Raw genomic sequence first — 18,024 nt, 5'->3', positions numbered from 1 at the left:
TTTGAAAACTGTTTTTTTGAGACAAAATATGATAAAATAGAGCCTATGGAACTATCTGAAATTAGAAATAAATTGGAAGCTCATCATCAAAAAGTTGAGGATTTCCGAAATGCACTTGACCTAGACCGTCTTGAAGAAGAAATTGCCCTTTATGATCATGACATGTCCGATCCAAATTTTTGGAATGATTCAACAGCTGCTCAAAAAGTGATTGATGAATCCAATGTTTTAAAGGCAAAATATGACAATTTTATGCACATGGCTAACCTGTATGAGGAAGCTGAGGCAATGTTAGAAATGCTTCAAGAAGAACCAGATGAGGAGATGCAAGAAGAACTTGAAGAAATCATCACCACACTGGCACATGTGATTGAATCTTACGAACTTGAAATTTTATTGAATCAACCTTATGATCACATGAATGCGATCGTTGAGATTCACCCAGGATCTGGTGGGACAGAAGCGCAAGACTGGGGAAGCATGCTCATGCGGATGTACACACGGTGGGGAGAAGCACACGGTTACAAAGTGGAAATTCTCGATTATCAAGATGGAGATGTCGCAGGTCTAAAATCTGTCACGATTCGCTTTAGTGGACACAATGCTTATGGTTTTTTACGCGGAGAAAAAGGGGTGCATCGCTTGGTGCGCATTTCACCGTTTGATTCTGCCAATCGCAGACATACATCTTTTACGTCAGTTGATGTCATGCCTGAACTTGATAAATCCATCGAAGTGAATATCAGTAAATCAGATTTGAAACGCGATGTTTTTCACGCTGGTGGTGCTGGTGGGCAAAATGTCAACAAAGTCACAACAGGCGTACGTTACACTCACCTTCCTACTGGAATCGTTGTACAATCAACGATTGACCGGACCCAATATGGGAATGATGAAATCGCAATGAATATGCTCCGTTCAAAATTGATTCAACTTGAAATGGACAAAAAACAAGAAGAAGTGGACGCACTCAGAGGAGATCAATCTGAAATCTCATGGGGAAGTCAAATTCGTTCTTATGTTTTCATGCCTTATCAGCTTGTAAAAGATACACGAACGGGCTATGAAACAGGTCAGATTGATCACGTCATGGATGGTGACCTGGATGGTTTTATCAATGCCTATCTTCGTTGGAAAACATTGTAATCAGATGCAAATTCACAAAGAAATGATGCTTTAACTGTTTTGTTAATTATTTGCAATCTAAGAAACAAAACGTTTTATTTTTGCTCTATTTTTTTGGTATAATGAAAGAGTCCGTATGCTCTGAAGTACGGAGAATCATCGCATAAATTCGAAAAGAATTTATCCATCAAATATTTTTACTTTATGTTTTTAAATGAAGTAAATCTTATTGCTAAGAAAGGTACGCATGAGTATTATAAAACTAAGCAATGTGACGAAAAAATATTCCAATGGAACTACAGCACTGCGTAATATTTCCCTAGAAATCGAACCTGGAGAATTTACTTATATTGTTGGTCCATCTGGAGCAGGAAAGTCGACTTTTATCAAGTTGCTTTACCGTGAACTCAAAGTAGATACGGGTTCTGGTCACGTTGCACAATATGATTTAGAAAAATTGAGACACCGTGATGTCCCGATGTTGCGTCGCGCTGTCGGTGTTGTTTTCCAAGATTATAAACTCCTTCCAAAAAAAACAGTGTTTGAAAATATCGCTTATGCGATGGAAGTTATTGGAAAGAATCCGCGCGAAATTAAAAAGCGCGTGAATGAAGTGCTTGATTTGGTTGGGTTGAAACACAAAATTCGATCATTTCCGAATGAACTTTCTGGTGGAGAGCAACAGCGTGTTGCAATCGCAAGATCCATTGCCAATTCACCAAAAGTATTGATTGCCGATGAGCCAACAGGAAATTTGGATCCTGAGAATTCTTGGGAAATCATGAATCTACTTGAAAAAATTAATCTTTCTGGGACGACCATCTTGATGGCCACTCACAATAGCCAAATCGTAAACACATTGAAACACCGTGTCATTGCAATTGAAAACGGACGAATTGTGCGTGACCAAGAGGAAGGAGATTATGGCTATGATGATTAGAAATTTCTTTCGACATATCGGTGAATCACTTAAGAATATGAAGCGAAACGGTTGGATGACCGTTGCTGCAGTTTCTTCTGTCATGATTACATTAGTCTTAGTCGGCGCATTTTTATCCGTTATCATGAATGTTTCAAAACTTGCGTCAGGGATTGAAAATAATGTTCGTATCGTTGCTTTTACAAATCTCGATATTCACGATCAAAGTCAAAAAATCGTTGATCCTAAAGATAATGCAAAACAAATTGAGAATCCCAACTATAAGAAAATTTATGATCAAATATCAAAAGTAGCTGATATTAAGACAATCAAATTTTCAAGTCGGGAAGAGCAACTCAAACAGTTGACTGAAACAATCCCAACTTACAAACTTTTCAAAGGGGATGCTAATCCACTTTATGATGCTTACATTATTGAAGCGTCAACACCTGGAAAAGTTCAATCTGTCGCAAAAAATGTCGGGCAGATTTCAGGAATTAACAAAGTCAATTATGGTGGGTCAAACACGAAACAAATTTTTGCGTTTGCGAAAGCCATTCGGCTTTGGGGATTAGGCGGTGCAATTTTACTGTTGCTCGTTGCGATCTTTTTGATTCAAAATACGATTCGGATCACCATTATGTCGCGTCAAAGAGAAATTCAAATCATGCGCTTGGTTGGAGCCAAAAATGGTTATATTCGTTGGCCATTCTTCCTTGAAGGTGCATGGGTTGGCTTATTGGGATCTATCGTTCCTAGTGTTCTCATGGCTTGGGTTTATCGCGTGGCCTTCATTAGTTTCGCCCCAACATTGCACACTCAACAATTGACCATGTACACACCAAGTGAATTCATTCCGATGATTGTTGGAATCATGGTTGTCATTGGTGTTTTGATTGGTTCATTTGGAGCTTTGCTCTCGATGCGTCGCTTTCTTAAAATATAAAAGAAAAATAAAAACAACGCGAATCAGTGATTCCTGTTGTTTTTTTGTCAAAAGCGTTGTTGCTGACTTTTTTACTTTATGCTTAAGCAGTTGTTGTCTATTATCAGTAATTTTCATTCTTGAAAGCACTAAAAAACGTCATTGTTATGATCCAATGGCGTTTTTGATTTCTGTCAGTACTGACAGAAAATTTTAGATGTCATAATCATCGTCACTCATGGATTCGACTTCTCCAAGCAGATATGAATTTCCAACTTGACTGAAAAAATCATGATTAGATGAAGAAGTAGAGATGCCGTTCATGACAACAGGATTGACATCCGCTGCTGTGTCTGGAAATAGTGGATCTTGACCGAGATTCATCAATGCTTTATTCGCGTTATAGCGCAAGAAAGTTTTGACTTCTTCGGTCCATCCAATCTCATCATACAATAATTCTGCATATTTTTCTTCGTTTTCATAAAGTTCGTATAAGAGATCATACATCCAATTGCGGAATTCTTCTTGCTTTTCTTCTGAAAGTTCATTAAATCCAAGTTGAAATTTATATCCAATGTAAGTGCCGTGAACACTTTCATCACGCAAAATCAATTTAATGATTTCAGCAGCATTGATCATCTTGTTATTTCCAAGATACCAAAGAGGAGTGTAAAATCCTGAATAAAACAGAAAACTTTCCAAAAAGACAGAAGCAACTTTCTTTTGAAGCGGCGTACCTTCTTGATAATAATGATTGATGATGCGTGCTTTTTTTTGCATGTACTCATTGTGATCAACCCACTCAAACAAATCATCGATTTCTGAAGTTGAAAGTAATGTTGAAAAGACCGTTGAATAGGATTTTGCGTGGACAGATTCCATGAAAATGATATTATTGAAACATGCGCGTTCTTGCATTGTTCGTGCATCATCAAGCATGGCCACATTTCCATCTTGCGATTGCAATGTGTCAAGGAGTGTCAATCCAGCAAAAACTTTACTGTAAGTGTGCCGTTCGAGGTCGTTTAATTTTCCACGCCAGTCGTCCAGGTCATTTGAGACAGGCACACGCGTGTCCAGCCAAAACTGACTGGTCAGTTTTTCCCAAGTGTATTTGTCAATGGAATCTTCAATTGAGTTCCAGTTGATCGCAGCATAATTTGTTGCGTCACGTTTTGTATCGTAATTCATCTTTTTTCCTTTTTGAGTGATTAAAATGAGGAGTGTTCATTGCGCTGCTCATTCTTCGTTTTTGTCAGTACTGACAAAAAACAAAAAATCTCGAAAAAAATGGACAATGCTACTCCATTTTTTTATTATTGAGCTGGAATATTCTGTCAGTACTGACAGAAATAAAAGCGTTTAAATGACACAGCTTTCACATTGATTAGCACCGACTTCATCCTCGTCATCTGTGAATGTGCGGATATAATAAATCGTTTTGATGCCTTTTTTATAAGCATAATTTCGCAAAATGGACAGATCACGTGTTGTCATTTTGTTGCTCGAAACCTTCCACTCATACAGCCCCTCAGGCAAAGTTGAACGCATAAATAATGTGAGTGATAAGCCTTGATCAACGTGTTCGGTCGCTGCAGCATAAACATCAATCACAGCACGCATATCCGTATCATAAGCGGATTTGTAATATGGAATGGTATCTGTTGCAAGACCAGCTGCTGGATAATAGATTTTTCCAACTTTCTTTTCTTGACGTTCTTCAATCCGATTAACAATAGGATGAATTGAAGAAGAGCAATCATTGATGTATGAAATAGAACCATTTGGAGCGACAGCCATACGGTAAGAGTTATAAACCCCACCTGTCATTACTGACGCTTTTAATGCAGCCCAATCGTCTAAAGTCGGCACTTTTATATCGGCAAACAACGCTTGAACTTGAGTTGAAGTTGCTGCAAAAAAATCATGTGTCAAATATTTATCAAAATAAGAACCATCCGCATAAGCAGATTTTTCAAATCCTGCAAAACTCGCCCCTTTTTCAAGCGCCAATTTATTTGAAGCAACTAAAGTATAATAATTCAATAACATGAAATAAACACTCGTGAATTCCACCGCCGCTTTAGAATCATAATGAATGTGATGGTTGGCTAAGAAACTATGCAATCCCATTGCACCAAGCCCAATTGCATGCATTTCTCCATTTCCTTTTCGAACAGTTGGAACAGTGTCCAAATTCGTCGTTTCAGAAATAAAAGTTAATGCACGCACCATTGATTCAATAGCTGGTCCAAAGGATGCTTTTGATGTCATCATGTTCATAATATTTGTTGAGCCAAGATTACAAGCCACATCTGTTCCGACAGTTTTGTAAGTTTGATCATCATTTAATTCAGAAGCCGTTTGAACTTGTAAAATTTCAGAACAAAGATTTGACATTGAAATGATGCCATCAACAGGATTGGCACGATTTGCAGTATCAACATTCACAACATAAGGATAACCTGATTCTTGCTGTAATTTTGAAATTTCTTGCTCAACCATTCGTGCATCCAATTTTTTCTTGCGAATTTGCGGATTAGCGACCATCGCATCGTATTGCGCTGAAAGATCCACTTCCACAAATGGTTTACCATACACGCGCTCAACAGTATAAGGCTCAAACGTGTACATGACTTCACCTTTTTTGACCAACTCATAAAACTTATCAGGAATGGTGACACCAAGAGAAAGCGTTTTGACTCGAATTTTCTCATCCGCATTTTCTTTTTTAGTGGAAAGAAATTCCAAAATGTCGGGATGAAAAATTGAAAGATAAACCACACCAGCCCCTTGACGTTGTCCAAGCTGATTCGCATAAGAAAACGCATCCTCAAATAATTTCATGACCGGTACTACGCCAGCAGCGACGCCGTCATATCCTTTGATTGGAGCACCTGCACCACGCAAATTTGATAAGTTTAACCCCACACCGCCACCATTTTTTGAAAGTTGCAGTGCAGAGTTAATGGTTCGTCCAATTGAGTTCATATCATCAGAGATTTGAAGCAAAAAGCAAGAAACAAATTCTCCACGTCGTTTCCGTCCCGCATTTAAAAACGTAGGTGTTGCGGGTTGATAGCGTCGATTGATCATAGAAAAAGCTAAATCACGCGCGAGCGTTTCACTACCATCCGCCATGTAAAGTGCGTTCATCAACACACGATCTTCAAAATCCTCTAAATAAAGCGTACCATCGTTATTTTTCATCGCATATTGCGTGTAAAATTTATAAGCCGCCATAAAAGAATCAAAATGAAATTGGAACGCTTCCAACTCTTTTCTTAATCCTGTCACAAAAAGAGGATCGTATTTACGGATAAACGCTTCCTCAAGATAAGTCTGTTCAATCAGCCACTCGATTTTTTGTTGATAGGTTTCCGCACGAAAACGATTTGGTTTGACATTTTCTTCAAAAAAAGCGCTGATGGCATCACGATCTCTAGCAAGTGGAATCGCACCATTGACAGGGATATTAATTTCATTATTTAGCTCAAAATAGGTAATATGATTAAGTTCTTTGAGAGACATATCTGCCTTTCTATATCTGTGAATTTCTTTGTAAAATAAGACAGGAGCAATAAAAAACAATGCGTCGTTATCGCTCCTTACTTCAATTGATTATTTGAAGTTTTAATTTTTGCGCCAGCATCAAGACGTTGGATGAGTTTTTCAACATAAGCGACATCACTAGGAGTGCCGTTAAACTCAAAATCATAAAGGATAGGGATTTGATGTTTGGCTGAAAGTTCTTTTGCAGTAAAAATATAGATCCCTGCAAAATTTTTATTTCCTGTTCCAATAATTCCTCTACAAAACGCAGCATTTAATCCCCAATCCATAAACTCAAAAACTGGATCGACAACATCTTGACTGTGGCTGACGGTTGGTGTTTCTTCAGCATAACTTGGTGTGATGAGAAGAAAAGGTTCTGTGAGTTCGACATCAGGCGCATCAGCAGTAATTTCAACAGCTTCTACATTTTGAAGTTTGTTGACAAAACGTCTGGTTTGCCCTGTCAAGCTAAAATAGACAATTTTCATGAATTAAACCAATTTTGCTAATTCAGAAGGGCGAAATCCTGAAAAAGAAAGCTCCCCTTTTTTAACGACTGGAGCAGCACGAAAGCCCAAATCTAAAACGGTTTGAATAAACTCAGGCTTTTCATCAATATTGATTTCATCAAAGGCAATTTCATGTTCACTCAACCATTTTTTCACCATTTTGCATTGCATGCAATTGTTTTTTGAATAGACCGTAACCATAATTTCCTCCATTTTTTAAAGTTTTTTTATCGCTTCGTCAAAATTTTTAATTTGCGAAAGGATAAATTAAATCGTACTCTCATTTTATTATAAAAAAAAACCTAAGTCAAGGTTTTATTACTAGATATTGTATTTAAAATGCACTGTGCTTTATTTCACACACTATATCTTGTGTTGATGAGTGAGGTTTAATCCCCATGGAACAACACTTTCATTACGATTTTTGATCCGTTTGATGTTGGAATGATGCCTAAAAAGAATAATTCCAGCTAAAATCATAACGATGATTGTAAAAATAGGATCATAATGTGTCATCGTAAAGTGAAAGGCTGGAAAAACAGCAGCACCAATAAATGCGACCACCGCTGCCACAATGCTTGATAAACTAATCATACTAAACAAATAAAGGACAAGAATGAAAATGAAAAGTAAAAGAAGTAAGAAAAGTGGACGATATCCCAATAAAACACCCGCAGAAGTCGCGACCGCTTTTCCTCCATGAAAATGATCGAAAATCGAAAACGTGTGTCCAAGCACAGCAAGAAGTCCAAAAATCAAGACAGGAAGGCTGTGAAGATGGAAAAAGGTGGGCAGTAAAACGGCAAGTGTTCCTTTAAGTAAATCAAAAAGAAAAACCACAATTCCGGCTTTCACACCCAGTGTGCGAAATGTATTGGTGGTTCCGGTATTGCCAGAACCAAACTCATGCAAATTCTTATGGAAGAATAGTTTGCCAATCCAAAGCCCAGCAGGAATGGCACCTAGCAAATAAGAAATAATAAATAAGATTATGGTAATCATGAAATGTCCTTGCTTTTAAATCTTCATCAATAATGATTCATCTTTTGAATTTGAGTATGGTCTATTATAGCACAAAATGCTCAAAAAATAGCATTTTTTTTGATAGACTTTGACAAACGATTTTAAAGAGGTTAAAATAGTAAAGATGATAAACTTTTGTGTTATTTTTAATGAAATAAAAACGCAAATGTATCATAAACAGAATTACTGCTCTTTATTTTCGGTGCTGCGATTTGCGCTGAAGGATTAAAAGTGACATAATAAAGGGATAATGGCACATGAATGTGTCAATATAAAGCGATGGAGAACTTAATGGTTGTAGATATAAATAATTATGATGATAGTGCAATTCAAGTCTTAGAAGGACTTGATGCGGTGCGAAAACGGCCAGGAATGTATATTGGATCTACAGATGGCACTGGATTACACCATTTAGTTTGGGAAATTGTAGATAATGCTGTTGATGAAGCATTGTCTGGTTTTGGTGAAAAAATTTCAGTTTCTATCAATAAAGACGGTTCCTTGACGGTCGAAGATGAAGGACGTGGAATGCCCGTAGGGATGCACAAGACAGGAAAGCCAACGATTGAAGTTATTTTTACGATTTTACATGCGGGTGGAAAATTTGGTCAAGGTGGATATAAGACATCAGGAGGATTGCACGGTGTTGGATCCTCAGTTGTGAATGCTTTATCAAAATGGCTTGTTGTCGAAGTCACACGAGATGGTATCGTTTATGCTCAGCGTTTTGAAAATGGAGGACATCCAGCATCTGGGCTTAAAAAAATTGGGAAAGCACCAAAATCCAAAACGGGGACAAAAGTGACGTTTATGCCAGATGATACCATTTTTTCGACCGTTGATTTTAAATATCAAACGATTTTTGAGCGGTTAAATGAATCGGCTTTTTTGTTGAAAAATGTGACGTTATCACTAGAGGACAAACGTTCTGACGAAAAAGCTTCATTTCATTATGAAAATGGGGTAAAAGATTTTGTTCATTACTTAAATGAGGACAAAGATACGTTAACGCCAGTGCTTGATTTTGAAGGGCAACAAGATGGATTTGAGCTCGAAGTTGCTTTACAGTATAATGATGGCTACTCAGAAAATATTCTTTCTTTTGTGAATAATGTTCGGACCAAAGATGGAGGAACGCATGAGGCAGGATTGAAATCTGCCTTGACAAAAGCCATGAATGATTATGCCAGAAGAAGTGGTCTTTTAAAGGAAAAAGATAAGAATCTTGAGGGTTCAGATTATCGTGAAGGTTTAACAGCCGTCCTTTCCTTACTTGTCCCTGAGGAACATTTGCAATTTGAAGGACAAACAAAAGATAAATTAGGCTCACCTTTAGCACGTCCTGTGGTTGATGCGATTGTGTCTGAACGATTGACATTTTATTTGATGGAAAATGGCGACATGGCACAAAATTTGATCCGAAAAGCAATTAAAGCGCGTGAAGCTAGAGAAGCGGCAAGAAAAGCGCGCGATGATTCTCGCTCAGGAAAAAAATCTAAAAAAGACAAAGGATTATTATCTGGAAAATTAACACCCGCACAAACGAAAAATCCAACAAAAAATGAGCTGTACTTAGTCGAAGGAGATTCTGCGGGGGGGTCTGCCAAACAAGGACGTGATCGTAAGTTTCAAGCGATTTTACCATTGCGAGGGAAAGTCATCAATACTGAAAAAGCCAAAATGCAGGACATTTTGAAAAATGAAGAAATAAATACGATGATTTACACGATTGGTGCGGGAGTAGGCGCAGATTTTGTTTTGGAAGATCGCAATTATGACAAAATTATCATCATGACCGATGCGGATGATGATGGATCACACATTCAAGTTTTATTATTGACGTTCTTTTATCGTTATATGAAACCTTTAGTTGAAGCAGGACACGTCTATATCGCACTTCCTCCACTTTATAAAATGAATGAAGGAAAAGGAAAGAAAGAAAAAATTGAGTACGCTTGGACCAATGCAGAACTTGATGAAATGCGAAAGCATTTTGGACGAAATGCTAATTTACAGCGCTACAAAGGATTAGGCGAAATGAATGCGGATCAGCTGTGGGAAACGACAATGAATCCTGACACGCGAACATTGATTCAAGTGACGATTGATGATGCTGCGCAAGCTGAAAAACGTGTCGCAGTATTGATGGGAGATAAGGTTGAACCGCGCAGAAAATGGATTGAAAATAATGTCAAATTTACCCTAGAAGAAGAAAATGTCTTTTAAGTGGAGAAATTGAATGCATTGACAAAAAGTTTAGGAAGAAAGAGAAAAAACAATGAGTTATGTGGTTTTTGATTTTGAAACAACAGGTTTATCCGCTCAAAAAAATGAAATCATTCAAATTGGTGCCATTAAATTTGACGAAAACCATCAGGAAATCGCTAGATTTAATCAATTAGTAAAACCGACACGTTCTTATGTTTCAACAACCATTTCAAATTTGACAGGAATTTCCCAAAGAAGTTTATTGGATCAGCCTGTCATTACTGACGTTTTACCTGAATTTTTAACGTTTATCAAAAATTCTTTACTTGTTGCACATAACGCACCTTTTGATGTCAGTTTTTTGTATCAAGCAATGATTGATTGCCGCATCCAGAATGCAGAGCATTTTCAAGTGTATGATACACTCACACAGGCTAAAAAGTGGATGAAGGCGAAATCTTATAAATTGGAAGATTTAAAAGATTATTTTGAGTGTGATGTGCGCAGTCATGATGCTATAAACGATTGTGTGGTAACTGCGCTACTTTATCAGCACTTACAAGAAATTGAACATCCCAAAAAAGCGGTCAGTACTGACAAAAATTACTCAGAACAGCTGAGTTTATTTACAGCTTATCAAGATGAGGGAATTGATGATGGGTTGCGACGAAAATTGGGACTTCCGATGACAAAAACGTTGATGTACTTTCATTTAACTAAAGAGAAAGTTTGGGAGCGTTTTGAAATCACTCAAATTTCGATCACTCAAATATATTCTTCTGGATACAGCCTATGCATCACTTTATTTAATCAAGAAAAAATAAACATTCATTCAGATTTTTTGGTACAGATGCAAAAGAAGAATTTTATTTCTGAGATGCAAAAAGAAGAATCAAAAGAAAAATGAGCGATGAAATTTAAATTAAAAAATTTTAATGAATTAAGTGTGGACGAACTTTATCGGCTACTTCGATTAAGACAGGAAGTTTTTGTTCTTGAGCAAGCGTGTTTTTATCAAGATTTGGATGGAAAAGACCGCATCGCACAGCAGCTGTGGCTAGAAGATGATAAGGGAGAAATTTTAGCTTCCTGTCGGCTATTTAAAAGGGGAGACTTTTTTTTGGATGCTGCCAGTATTGGGCGCGTCATCACTTCAAAAAAGGTAAGAAAAAAAGGACTTGGGCGAATGCTGCTTCAAGAAGCACTGTTGATTTTGAACGCTCAAAATGAGAAAAAAATAACCATTGAAGCGCAGTGCTATGCGAAAAGTTTCTATGAAAAAATAGGATTCCATCCAATTTCTGATGTTTTTTTAGAAGATGGAATTGAGCACCTCTTGATGTCGCTTGAATTTTAAATCAACATTAAGAAAAATTGAAAGAAGTGAGAAATATGTCAACGATACAAAAATTACCTCTTGAGGACATTATGGGAGATCGTTTTGGACGATACAGTAAATATATCATTCAAGAACGTGCACTTCCAGATATTCGAGACGGGTTAAAGCCTGTTCAACGTCGAATTTTGTACTCCATGAATAAAGATGGCAACACGTTTGAAAAAGCGTATCGAAAATCTGCTAAATCTGTCGGAAATGTCATGGGGAATTTTCATCCGCATGGAGATTCTTCCATTTATGAAGCCATGATTCGAATGAGTCAGGATTGGAAAATGGGCGAACCTTTGATTGAAATGCATGGAAATAATGGATCAATGGATGGGGATAGTCCAGCAGCGATGCGTTATACAGAAGCAAGATTGGCGGAGATTTCAGGATATTTGCTTTCAGATATCGAAAAGGAAACCGTTTCGACGTCTTGGAATTTTGATGATACCGAAAAAGAACCAACCGTATTGCCAGCAAGTTTCCCCAACCTTTTAGTGAATGGTTCAACGGGAATCTCAGCAGGTTATGCGACGGATATTCCACCACACAATCTCTCTGAGGTCATTGATGCAACGATTTTTATGATTGATCATGAAAATGCAACGCTTGAGCAGGTGATGGGACTATTACCTGGTCCGGATTTTCCGACAGGTGCTGTTGTTCAAGGAAAAGACGAAATCAAAAAAGCATATGAAACAGGAAAAGGGCGGATTGTTGTGCGGTCACGTGTGACGACTGAAGCGATGAAAGGAGGACGAGAGCAACTCATTGTCACTGAAATTCCTTACGAAATCAATAAAGCCAATCTCGTTAAAAAAATTGATGATGTTCGTGTCAATGCAAAAGTTCCTGGAATTTCAGAAGTCAGAGACGAATCTGATCGTGAAGGATTACGCATTGCCATCGAATTAAAAAAAGAAGCTGATCCTCAGCTTGTGTTAAATTATCTCTATAAAAATACAGATCTGCAAGTCAATTATAATTTTAATATGGTGGCGATTGATAAAATGACACCACGGCAAGTCGGAATTTTACGGATTTTAAGTGCTTATATCATGCATCGAGAAGAGGTGATTGTTAAACGCTCAAAATTTGATTTAAGAAAAGCTGAAAAACGACTTCATTTAGTTGTTGGATTGATTCGGATGGTGTCCATTTTAGATGAAGTTGTTGCAGCGATTCGGGCTTCAGAAAACAAAGCAGATGCAAAAGAAAACATTAAAATCAGCTTTGGATTTACAGAAGAACAAGCCGAAGCGATTGTGACTTTGCAACTTTATCGCCTTACAAATACCGATATCGTGACTTTAGAAGAAGAACGTGATGCACTGAATGATCAGATTTTGGAATTAAATGCTGTCATTAATGACAAAAGAACCTTGTTTAACCTGATGAAACGTGAATTACGTGAAGTGAAGAAAAAATTTGGAAAAGCAAGAAAAACAGAGCTTCAAGCAGATGTCGAAACGATTGAAATTGAAGCACATGAGTTGATTGCTGAAGAAGAAACAGTCGTTTCAGTGACAAAAGCAGGTTACATTAAGCGAACTTCCCCACGCTCTTTTGCATCCTCCAATATTGAAGAAATTGGAAAACGTGAAGATGACGAGCTTTTATTTTATGAAACACTCAAAACGACACAGCACATCCTTTTATTTACGAATTTAGGAAATGTGATTTATCGTCCCGTCCACGAGCTTTCTGACTTACGCTGGAAAGACTTGGGAGAGCATTTATCACAAGCCATCAGCAATTTCTCACCGAATGAAGCCATTATTTTTGTCAAAGTTGTGGATGCGTTTAAGGATGAGAAGTTATTAGTGCTGACAAAAAAAGGACAGATTAAGCAAGTTGAACTGGAAAGTTTTAGCCCTTGGCGCACGTATCGCTCAAAATCAACAGCGTATGGAAAACTAAAAGGCGAAGATGATCGGATTGTTATGGTTGAACCTGTTCAATTTAACGATGTTCTTTTAATCAGCGAAAACGGCTATGCGCTGCGTTTTAATTTGGATGATGTCCCTGTTTTAGGTGCAAAAGCTGCTGGAGTAAAAGCAATGAACCTAAAAGGAGATGATGTGATTCAGAATGCTTTCTTTACTTCTAGTGACAGTTGGTATTTACTGACACAACGCGGATTTATCAAACGTGTTGCCACAAGTGACATCCCAACCACCACAAGAGCAAATCGTGGGCTTCAAGTGTTACGGACCTTAAAGAATAATAATCACACTGTTTTTGCCTCAGGGCTTGTTTACCCATCAAAAACAGAATTGTCAGCGCTGACAGAAGATGTCAACTTATTTACAGAACCTGTCAGTACTGACAAAACCGCTGAACAGCAAATTCTGTCAGTACTGACAGATTCGAATGAGGAAATTGACATTGATTTAATGGCACTTGCACTTTCAGAGCGGACAAGTAATGGACATCCCATCTCAGAAAATATCAGAAATCTCCAATCCTCCCAACTCAAATAAAAAAGACAAGCAAAACTTGTCTTTTTTTCATTTTTTAAAAGCGTCACAGATTCTTTGGCTGGCGTCTTGAATCACTGAAAATGGCGCTGCAACATTGAGTCTGGCGTGGGAAGCTCCACCTTTTCCAAATGAAATGCCTTCGTTTAAGATGACTTTTGCTTCATGCAATAATTTTTCATGCAATGCGTGATCAGATAAAGCATAAGCTGAAAAATCAAGCCATATCAGATAAGTTCCTTGCGGTTTCATCACTTTAATCTTAGTTTTTTGACTCAGTTCTGCGTAGATATAATCAATATTTTTTTCAATGACAGGCTTCAATGCTTCTAACCATTGCTCACCTTCTTGAAATGCAGTTTCCGTCATTAAAAGTCCTAACTCATTGATTTCATGCTGATTATTTGCTAAACGTTGTTTCAAATACGCTTCTCGCAACACCTCATCTTCAATCAAAGCAAAAGAACATTTCGTATCAGCGATATTAAACGTTTTAGTTGCAGAAGATAAAACAATCGAAAACTTTTTAAAATCAGGAGAAATCGTGTGGAATGAATGATGTTCATGACCATTCCATACCAAATCTTGATGAATTTCATCTGAAATCAAAAGCACAGAATAGGTTTGACATAATTCTCCCAAGCGATTAAGTTCAAAAGCAGACCAAACTCGCCCGCCAGGATTTTGAGGACTACAAAAAATAAACATTTTGACCTTTTGATTCTTAAAAAGTTGCTCAATTTCATCAAAATTTAATAAAAACTGGCCCTCTTCTTCATCAAAAAGCAATTCTGAAGTTACTAATTTTCGATCATTCAGCTGAATCGTTCGCGCAAAAGGCGGATAAGCAGGTGTATTAATTAAAATGCCATCGTTTTTATCTGTGAATGCTTGAATTGCGATTCCAATGGCTGGAACCACTCCTTCAACAAGAACAATAGATTCCCGTGAGTAGTGGTAGTGATGCCGTTTTTCTTCCCAGTCAGAAATCCGTTCAAACAATGAATCACTAGCATAAGAATACCCATAGAGGTGGTGATCCACATAAGCTTGCGCCGTTTCAACCAAAGCAGGAAAAGCTAAAAAATCCATATCCGCAATCCATAAAGGAAGCACTCCGTATTTGACTTCTGGTGCTTGATATTTGACTGCACGATGCGCCAAACGATTAGGTTGTGTGGTAAAATCATAGATTGTCATAATTTTTCTCTCATCATTCTTTTAGTATCTCCACCATTATATCCTTTTCCTGTCTAGTTTGGCGTGCTTATCATCATATTATTTTTTTATGGACTGATAAATAATCAATAAGATAAAAATATTATCAGTGAATAAAAAAATTAAAAGTCCACCATCAAAAAAATCTGTTAAAATAAAATTATGCACTTGAGAAATCTCTCAATGCTTCCAATTCAATATAAAAGCGGATAAGATAAGTAACTTCAAGAACGATTTTTAGAGAGTTTCCAAATGCTGAAAGGAAATAATCACAAAAGAAGTGAAAATGGTCTTTGAGCTCTCAAGAATTGATTTCTTGACGGACGCCCCGATAAAAGCAACAGTATTTTGTACTGAACGAGGAGTTTTGTGTGAACAAAGCTCAAATCAAGGTGGTATCACGATTAAAAAATTCAATCGCCCTTGTTTACAGCAATGTAAATAGGGGCTTTTTGACGCAATATTTTTGAAAGAAAGGAGAAATATGCCCATTAAAGTGGATCAAAATCTCGCCGCAATTCCTATTTTAGCGAAAGAAAATATCTTTATCATGAATGATACACGAGCGCAAACGCAACAAATTCGACCCTTAAAAATCATCATTCTCAACTTAATGCCCACAAAAGCAGTCACAGAAATTCAATTGCTGCGCCTCCTTTCAAATACACCCCTTCAGATTGAAGTGACATTTTTGCATACAGCATCACATCAATCCAAAAACACTTCAGCAGAATATTTAAATCAATTTTACAGCACTTTTGATGAAATCAAGCAAAATTATTATGATGGTTTAATTATTACAGGTGCGCCCGTTGAAGAACTTGAATTTGAAAAAGTACATTATTGGAAAGAATTAACCATGATGATGGAATGGTCAAAAAGTCACGTTTTTTCGACATTACACATTTGCTGGGGAGCGCAAGCAGGACTTTATTACCACTATCATCTTGATAAGACGCCGTTAAATAAAAAATGCTTTGGTATCTTTGAAAGTGACATAAAAAAACCACTTGATCCTTTATTTTCTGGATTTGATGATGCCTTTTACATTCCTCATTCAAGACATACGACAGTTCTAAAAGAAAAGATTGCCTCTTGTGATGCTTTGGAAATCCTAGCACAGGGAGAAAATGAAGCACAAATTAGCATTGTCAAATCTAAAGATAATAAAGCCATTTATATTTTTGGACACGCTGAGTATGATAAAGACACATTGAGTCAAGAGTATTTTAGAGACCTCAAAGCACATAAACCCATTTCTTTGCCTCGAAATTACTTTCCAAATGATGATCCAAACTTGTCCCCAAAAATGAACTGGCATGCCAGTGCCACGCTCCTTTTTACAAATTGGCTCAATTATTATGTTTATCAAGAAACGCCTTATATTATTGAAAAATTGAAAGAAAATCAAGCATGAAAAAACGATACAAGCATGAAAAACGAACGTCGCTCAAAAAAGGATCACCGTAACAGCATATTTCCCTTTATTTGTCATCTTTCAGAGGAGACACGTTGAATCAAGCAATAAATCAAATAAAAAATAGAAAAGAGAAGTTATATGACACACACACATTACCATTTTGATCACGTCGGATCATTTCTTCGTCCACAAGCTTTAAAAGAAGCAAGAGCAGCCTATCTTGACAATAAAATTTCAGAAGCTGAATTAAAAAAAGTGCAACACGAAGAAATTAAAAAATTGGTTGATCATGAAGCAAAAGTAGGGCTGTCAGCAGTGACAGACGGTGAATTTAACCGATCATGGTGGCATTTGGATTTTCTTTGGGGATTAAATGGTGTGGCGTCATATAATCAAGAAGATTCATATAAATTTCATGGTGCTAAAACTAGAACAACGAATATTCAGTTGGTAGATAAGATTGCATTTAATCCAGAACATCCATTCTTTTCTGATTTTGAGTATCTCAAATCTGTGCTTCCAGAAGGTGTGGAGCCAAAAGTTACGATTCCTTCACCATCACTAATCCCAAATCGTGATCATAGAAGCGATCGCTGGCCTGAATTTTATGAAAATTGGACAGATTTTTTGGATGATCTCGCAAAAGCCTATCACGAAACCATTCTTCATTTTTACGCATTAGGTGCAAGATACGTTCAACTTGATGACACCACATGGGCGTACTTGATTGCCCGATTGATTGATGAACCTGAAAATCATGAAAAGTATGAACAAATGTGTGAAGATATTGTTTATGTGATCAATCGCATTCTTGATGGTCTGCCTGATGATTTGCGCGTGACGACACACATCTGTCGCGGAAATTTCAAATCGACATATCTATTTGAAGGAAGTTATGAACCTGTCGCAAAATATCTTGGACAATTAAATTATGATAGTTTCTTTCTTGAATATGACGATGCAAGAAGCGGAAGCTTTGCTCCGCTCTCAGAAATCTGGAATCACAGAGCAAACGTGTTGCTTGTTTTAGGAATTTTTACCTCTAAAAAAGCAGAACTCGAAGATAAATCAGAAATTTTAGCACGCCTAAACGAAGCACAAAAATATGTCCCACTTAAAAATCTCGCCCTATCCACCCAGTGTGGCTTTGCCTCTACAGAAGAAGGCAACCAGCTAACACAAGAAGAACAATGGGCAAAACTTGCCTACATCAAACAAGTATCCGACGAAGTTTTTAAAGGCATTTAAAAAGTACGGG

General features: G+C 37.2%; 15 protein-coding genes and 1 other annotated feature. Of the genes, 9 read left to right on the top strand and 6 right to left on the bottom strand.

Annotated elements, in window-relative coordinates:
* The first annotated feature begins 45 nt into the window (after positions 1–45).
* The 3 genes from prfB to ftsX all read left to right on the top strand — a co-directional run bounded on the left by prfB (position 46) and on the right by ftsX (position 2,990).
* Entirely contained in the window at positions 46–1,146 is a 1,101-nt protein-coding gene (gene prfB, locus GHI93_RS02665) for a peptide chain release factor 2 (protein WP_153495347.1), read from the top strand.
* A gap of 226 nt (positions 1,147–1,372) precedes the next feature.
* Positions 1,373–2,065 carry a cell division ATP-binding protein FtsE gene (ftsE, locus tag GHI93_RS02660; protein WP_153495345.1) on the top strand — a complete coding sequence of 231 codons (693 nt, stop codon included), beginning with the start codon at positions 1,373–1,375 and terminating at the stop codon, positions 2,063–2,065.
* On the top strand, positions 2,058–2,990 hold the full coding sequence (ftsX, locus tag GHI93_RS02655; protein WP_153495499.1) for a permease-like cell division protein FtsX: 933 nt from the start codon (positions 2,058–2,060) through the stop codon (positions 2,988–2,990). Before ftsE ends, ftsX begins: the two co-directional genes overlap by 8 nt.
* Before the next feature lie 192 nt (positions 2,991–3,182).
* Here ftsX and nrdF read toward each other — a convergent pair whose 3' ends face one another.
* The 5 genes from nrdF to plsY form a co-directional block, all read right to left on the bottom strand.
* Entirely contained in the window at positions 3,183–4,160 is a 978-nt protein-coding gene (gene nrdF / locus GHI93_RS02650) for a class 1b ribonucleoside-diphosphate reductase subunit beta (RefSeq protein WP_153495343.1), read from the bottom strand.
* A gap of 171 nt (positions 4,161–4,331) precedes the next feature.
* Entirely contained in the window at positions 4,332–6,500 is a 2,169-nt protein-coding gene (nrdE, locus tag GHI93_RS02645; RefSeq protein ID WP_153495341.1) for a class 1b ribonucleoside-diphosphate reductase subunit alpha, read from the bottom strand.
* Between the two features lie 77 nt (positions 6,501–6,577).
* Positions 6,578–7,012: a class Ib ribonucleoside-diphosphate reductase assembly flavoprotein NrdI gene (gene nrdI, locus GHI93_RS02640; protein WP_153495339.1), complete on the bottom strand. Its 435-nt coding sequence runs from the start codon at positions 7,010–7,012 to the stop codon at positions 6,578–6,580.
* 3 nt (positions 7,013–7,015) lie between these two features.
* A complete protein-coding gene (nrdH, locus tag GHI93_RS02635; protein ID WP_153495338.1) occupies positions 7,016–7,234 on the bottom strand; it encodes a glutaredoxin-like protein NrdH in 219 nt (72 codons plus the stop codon).
* Positions 7,235–7,396: 162 nt separating this feature from the next.
* Positions 7,397–8,035, bottom strand: coding sequence for a glycerol-3-phosphate 1-O-acyltransferase PlsY (gene plsY, locus GHI93_RS02630; RefSeq protein WP_153495336.1), 639 nt, complete (start codon positions 8,033–8,035; stop codon positions 7,397–7,399).
* A gap of 312 nt (positions 8,036–8,347) precedes the next feature.
* On the opposite strand from plsY, the gene parE reads away from it, so the two are divergent.
* The 4 genes from parE to parC are packed head-to-tail and all read left to right on the top strand — an operon-like array spanning position 8,348 to position 14,131.
* Positions 8,348–10,282 (top strand): DNA topoisomerase IV subunit B, encoded by a 1,935-nt coding sequence (gene parE, locus GHI93_RS02625; RefSeq protein WP_153495334.1) that lies wholly within the window; start codon positions 8,348–8,350, stop codon positions 10,280–10,282.
* A gap of 52 nt (positions 10,283–10,334) precedes the next feature.
* Positions 10,335–11,171 carry a 3'-5' exonuclease gene (locus GHI93_RS02620; RefSeq protein ID WP_153495332.1) on the top strand — a complete coding sequence of 279 codons (837 nt, stop codon included), beginning with the start codon at positions 10,335–10,337 and terminating at the stop codon, positions 11,169–11,171.
* Between the two features lie 3 nt (positions 11,172–11,174).
* Entirely contained in the window at positions 11,175–11,621 is a 447-nt protein-coding gene (locus GHI93_RS02615; RefSeq protein ID WP_153495330.1) for a GNAT family N-acetyltransferase, read from the top strand.
* A gap of 35 nt (positions 11,622–11,656) precedes the next feature.
* Positions 11,657–14,131: a DNA topoisomerase IV subunit A gene (gene parC, locus GHI93_RS02610; protein WP_153495329.1), complete on the top strand. Its 2,475-nt coding sequence runs from the start codon at positions 11,657–11,659 to the stop codon at positions 14,129–14,131.
* 27 nt (positions 14,132–14,158) lie between these two features.
* Here parC and GHI93_RS02605 read toward each other — a convergent pair whose 3' ends face one another.
* Entirely contained in the window at positions 14,159–15,328 is a 1,170-nt protein-coding gene (locus tag GHI93_RS02605; RefSeq protein ID WP_153495327.1) for a MalY/PatB family protein, read from the bottom strand.
* 217 nt (positions 15,329–15,545) lie between these two features.
* Positions 15,546–15,774: a binding site (T-box leader), on the top strand.
* A gap of 56 nt (positions 15,775–15,830) precedes the next feature.
* Between GHI93_RS02605 and metA the strand changes: the two genes are divergently transcribed.
* On the top strand, positions 15,831–16,763 hold the full coding sequence (gene metA, locus GHI93_RS02600; RefSeq protein WP_153495325.1) for a homoserine O-acetyltransferase MetA: 933 nt from the start codon (positions 15,831–15,833) through the stop codon (positions 16,761–16,763).
* A gap of 141 nt (positions 16,764–16,904) precedes the next feature.
* The gene (locus GHI93_RS02595; protein ID WP_153495323.1) at positions 16,905–18,014 is read left to right on the top strand and encodes a vitamin B12 independent methionine synthase; all 1,110 of its coding nucleotides are present in this window, start codon (positions 16,905–16,907) and stop codon (positions 18,012–18,014) included.
* Positions 18,015–18,024 lie beyond the last annotated feature (10 nt).

It is taken from the genome of Lactococcus hircilactis (assembly GCF_009601015.1).
In the GTDB taxonomy this organism is placed as follows: domain Bacteria; phylum Bacillota; class Bacilli; order Lactobacillales; family Streptococcaceae; genus Lactococcus; species Lactococcus hircilactis.
This window is presented reverse-complemented; position numbering and strand designations above follow the sequence as displayed.

What these genes read in the sequence shown, in the direction of transcription:
- ftsX (WP_153495499.1), top strand. Translation starts at nt 2,058, where the DNA reads ATGATTAGAAATTTCTTTCGACATATCGGTGAATCACTTAAGAATATG.
- plsY (WP_153495336.1), bottom strand. Translation starts at nt 8,035, where the DNA reads ATGATTACCATAATCTTATTTATTATTTCTTATTTGCTAGGTGCCATT.
- parC (WP_153495329.1), top strand. Translation starts at nt 11,657, where the DNA reads ATGTCAACGATACAAAAATTACCTCTTGAGGACATTATGGGAGATCGT.
- metA (WP_153495325.1), top strand. Translation starts at nt 15,831, where the DNA reads ATGCCCATTAAAGTGGATCAAAATCTCGCCGCAATTCCTATTTTAGCG.
- GHI93_RS02615 (WP_153495330.1), top strand. Translation starts at nt 11,175, where the DNA reads ATGAAATTTAAATTAAAAAATTTTAATGAATTAAGTGTGGACGAACTT.
- ftsE (WP_153495345.1), top strand. Translation starts at nt 1,373, where the DNA reads ATGAGTATTATAAAACTAAGCAATGTGACGAAAAAATATTCCAATGGA.
- nrdF (WP_153495343.1), bottom strand. Translation starts at nt 4,160, where the DNA reads ATGAATTACGATACAAAACGTGACGCAACAAATTATGCTGCGATCAAC.
- nrdE (WP_153495341.1), bottom strand. Translation starts at nt 6,500, where the DNA reads ATGTCTCTCAAAGAACTTAATCATATTACCTATTTTGAGCTAAATAAT.
- parE (WP_153495334.1), top strand. Translation starts at nt 8,348, where the DNA reads ATGGTTGTAGATATAAATAATTATGATGATAGTGCAATTCAAGTCTTA.
- GHI93_RS02605 (WP_153495327.1), bottom strand. Translation starts at nt 15,328, where the DNA reads ATGACAATCTATGATTTTACCACACAACCTAATCGTTTGGCGCATCGT.
- nrdI (WP_153495339.1), bottom strand. Translation starts at nt 7,012, where the DNA reads ATGAAAATTGTCTATTTTAGCTTGACAGGGCAAACCAGACGTTTTGTC.
- GHI93_RS02620 (WP_153495332.1), top strand. Translation starts at nt 10,335, where the DNA reads ATGAGTTATGTGGTTTTTGATTTTGAAACAACAGGTTTATCCGCTCAA.
- nrdH (WP_153495338.1), bottom strand. Translation starts at nt 7,234, where the DNA reads ATGGTTACGGTCTATTCAAAAAACAATTGCATGCAATGCAAAATGGTG.
- GHI93_RS02595 (WP_153495323.1), top strand. Translation starts at nt 16,905, where the DNA reads ATGACACACACACATTACCATTTTGATCACGTCGGATCATTTCTTCGT.
- prfB (WP_153495347.1), top strand. Translation starts at nt 46, where the DNA reads ATGGAACTATCTGAAATTAGAAATAAATTGGAAGCTCATCATCAAAAA.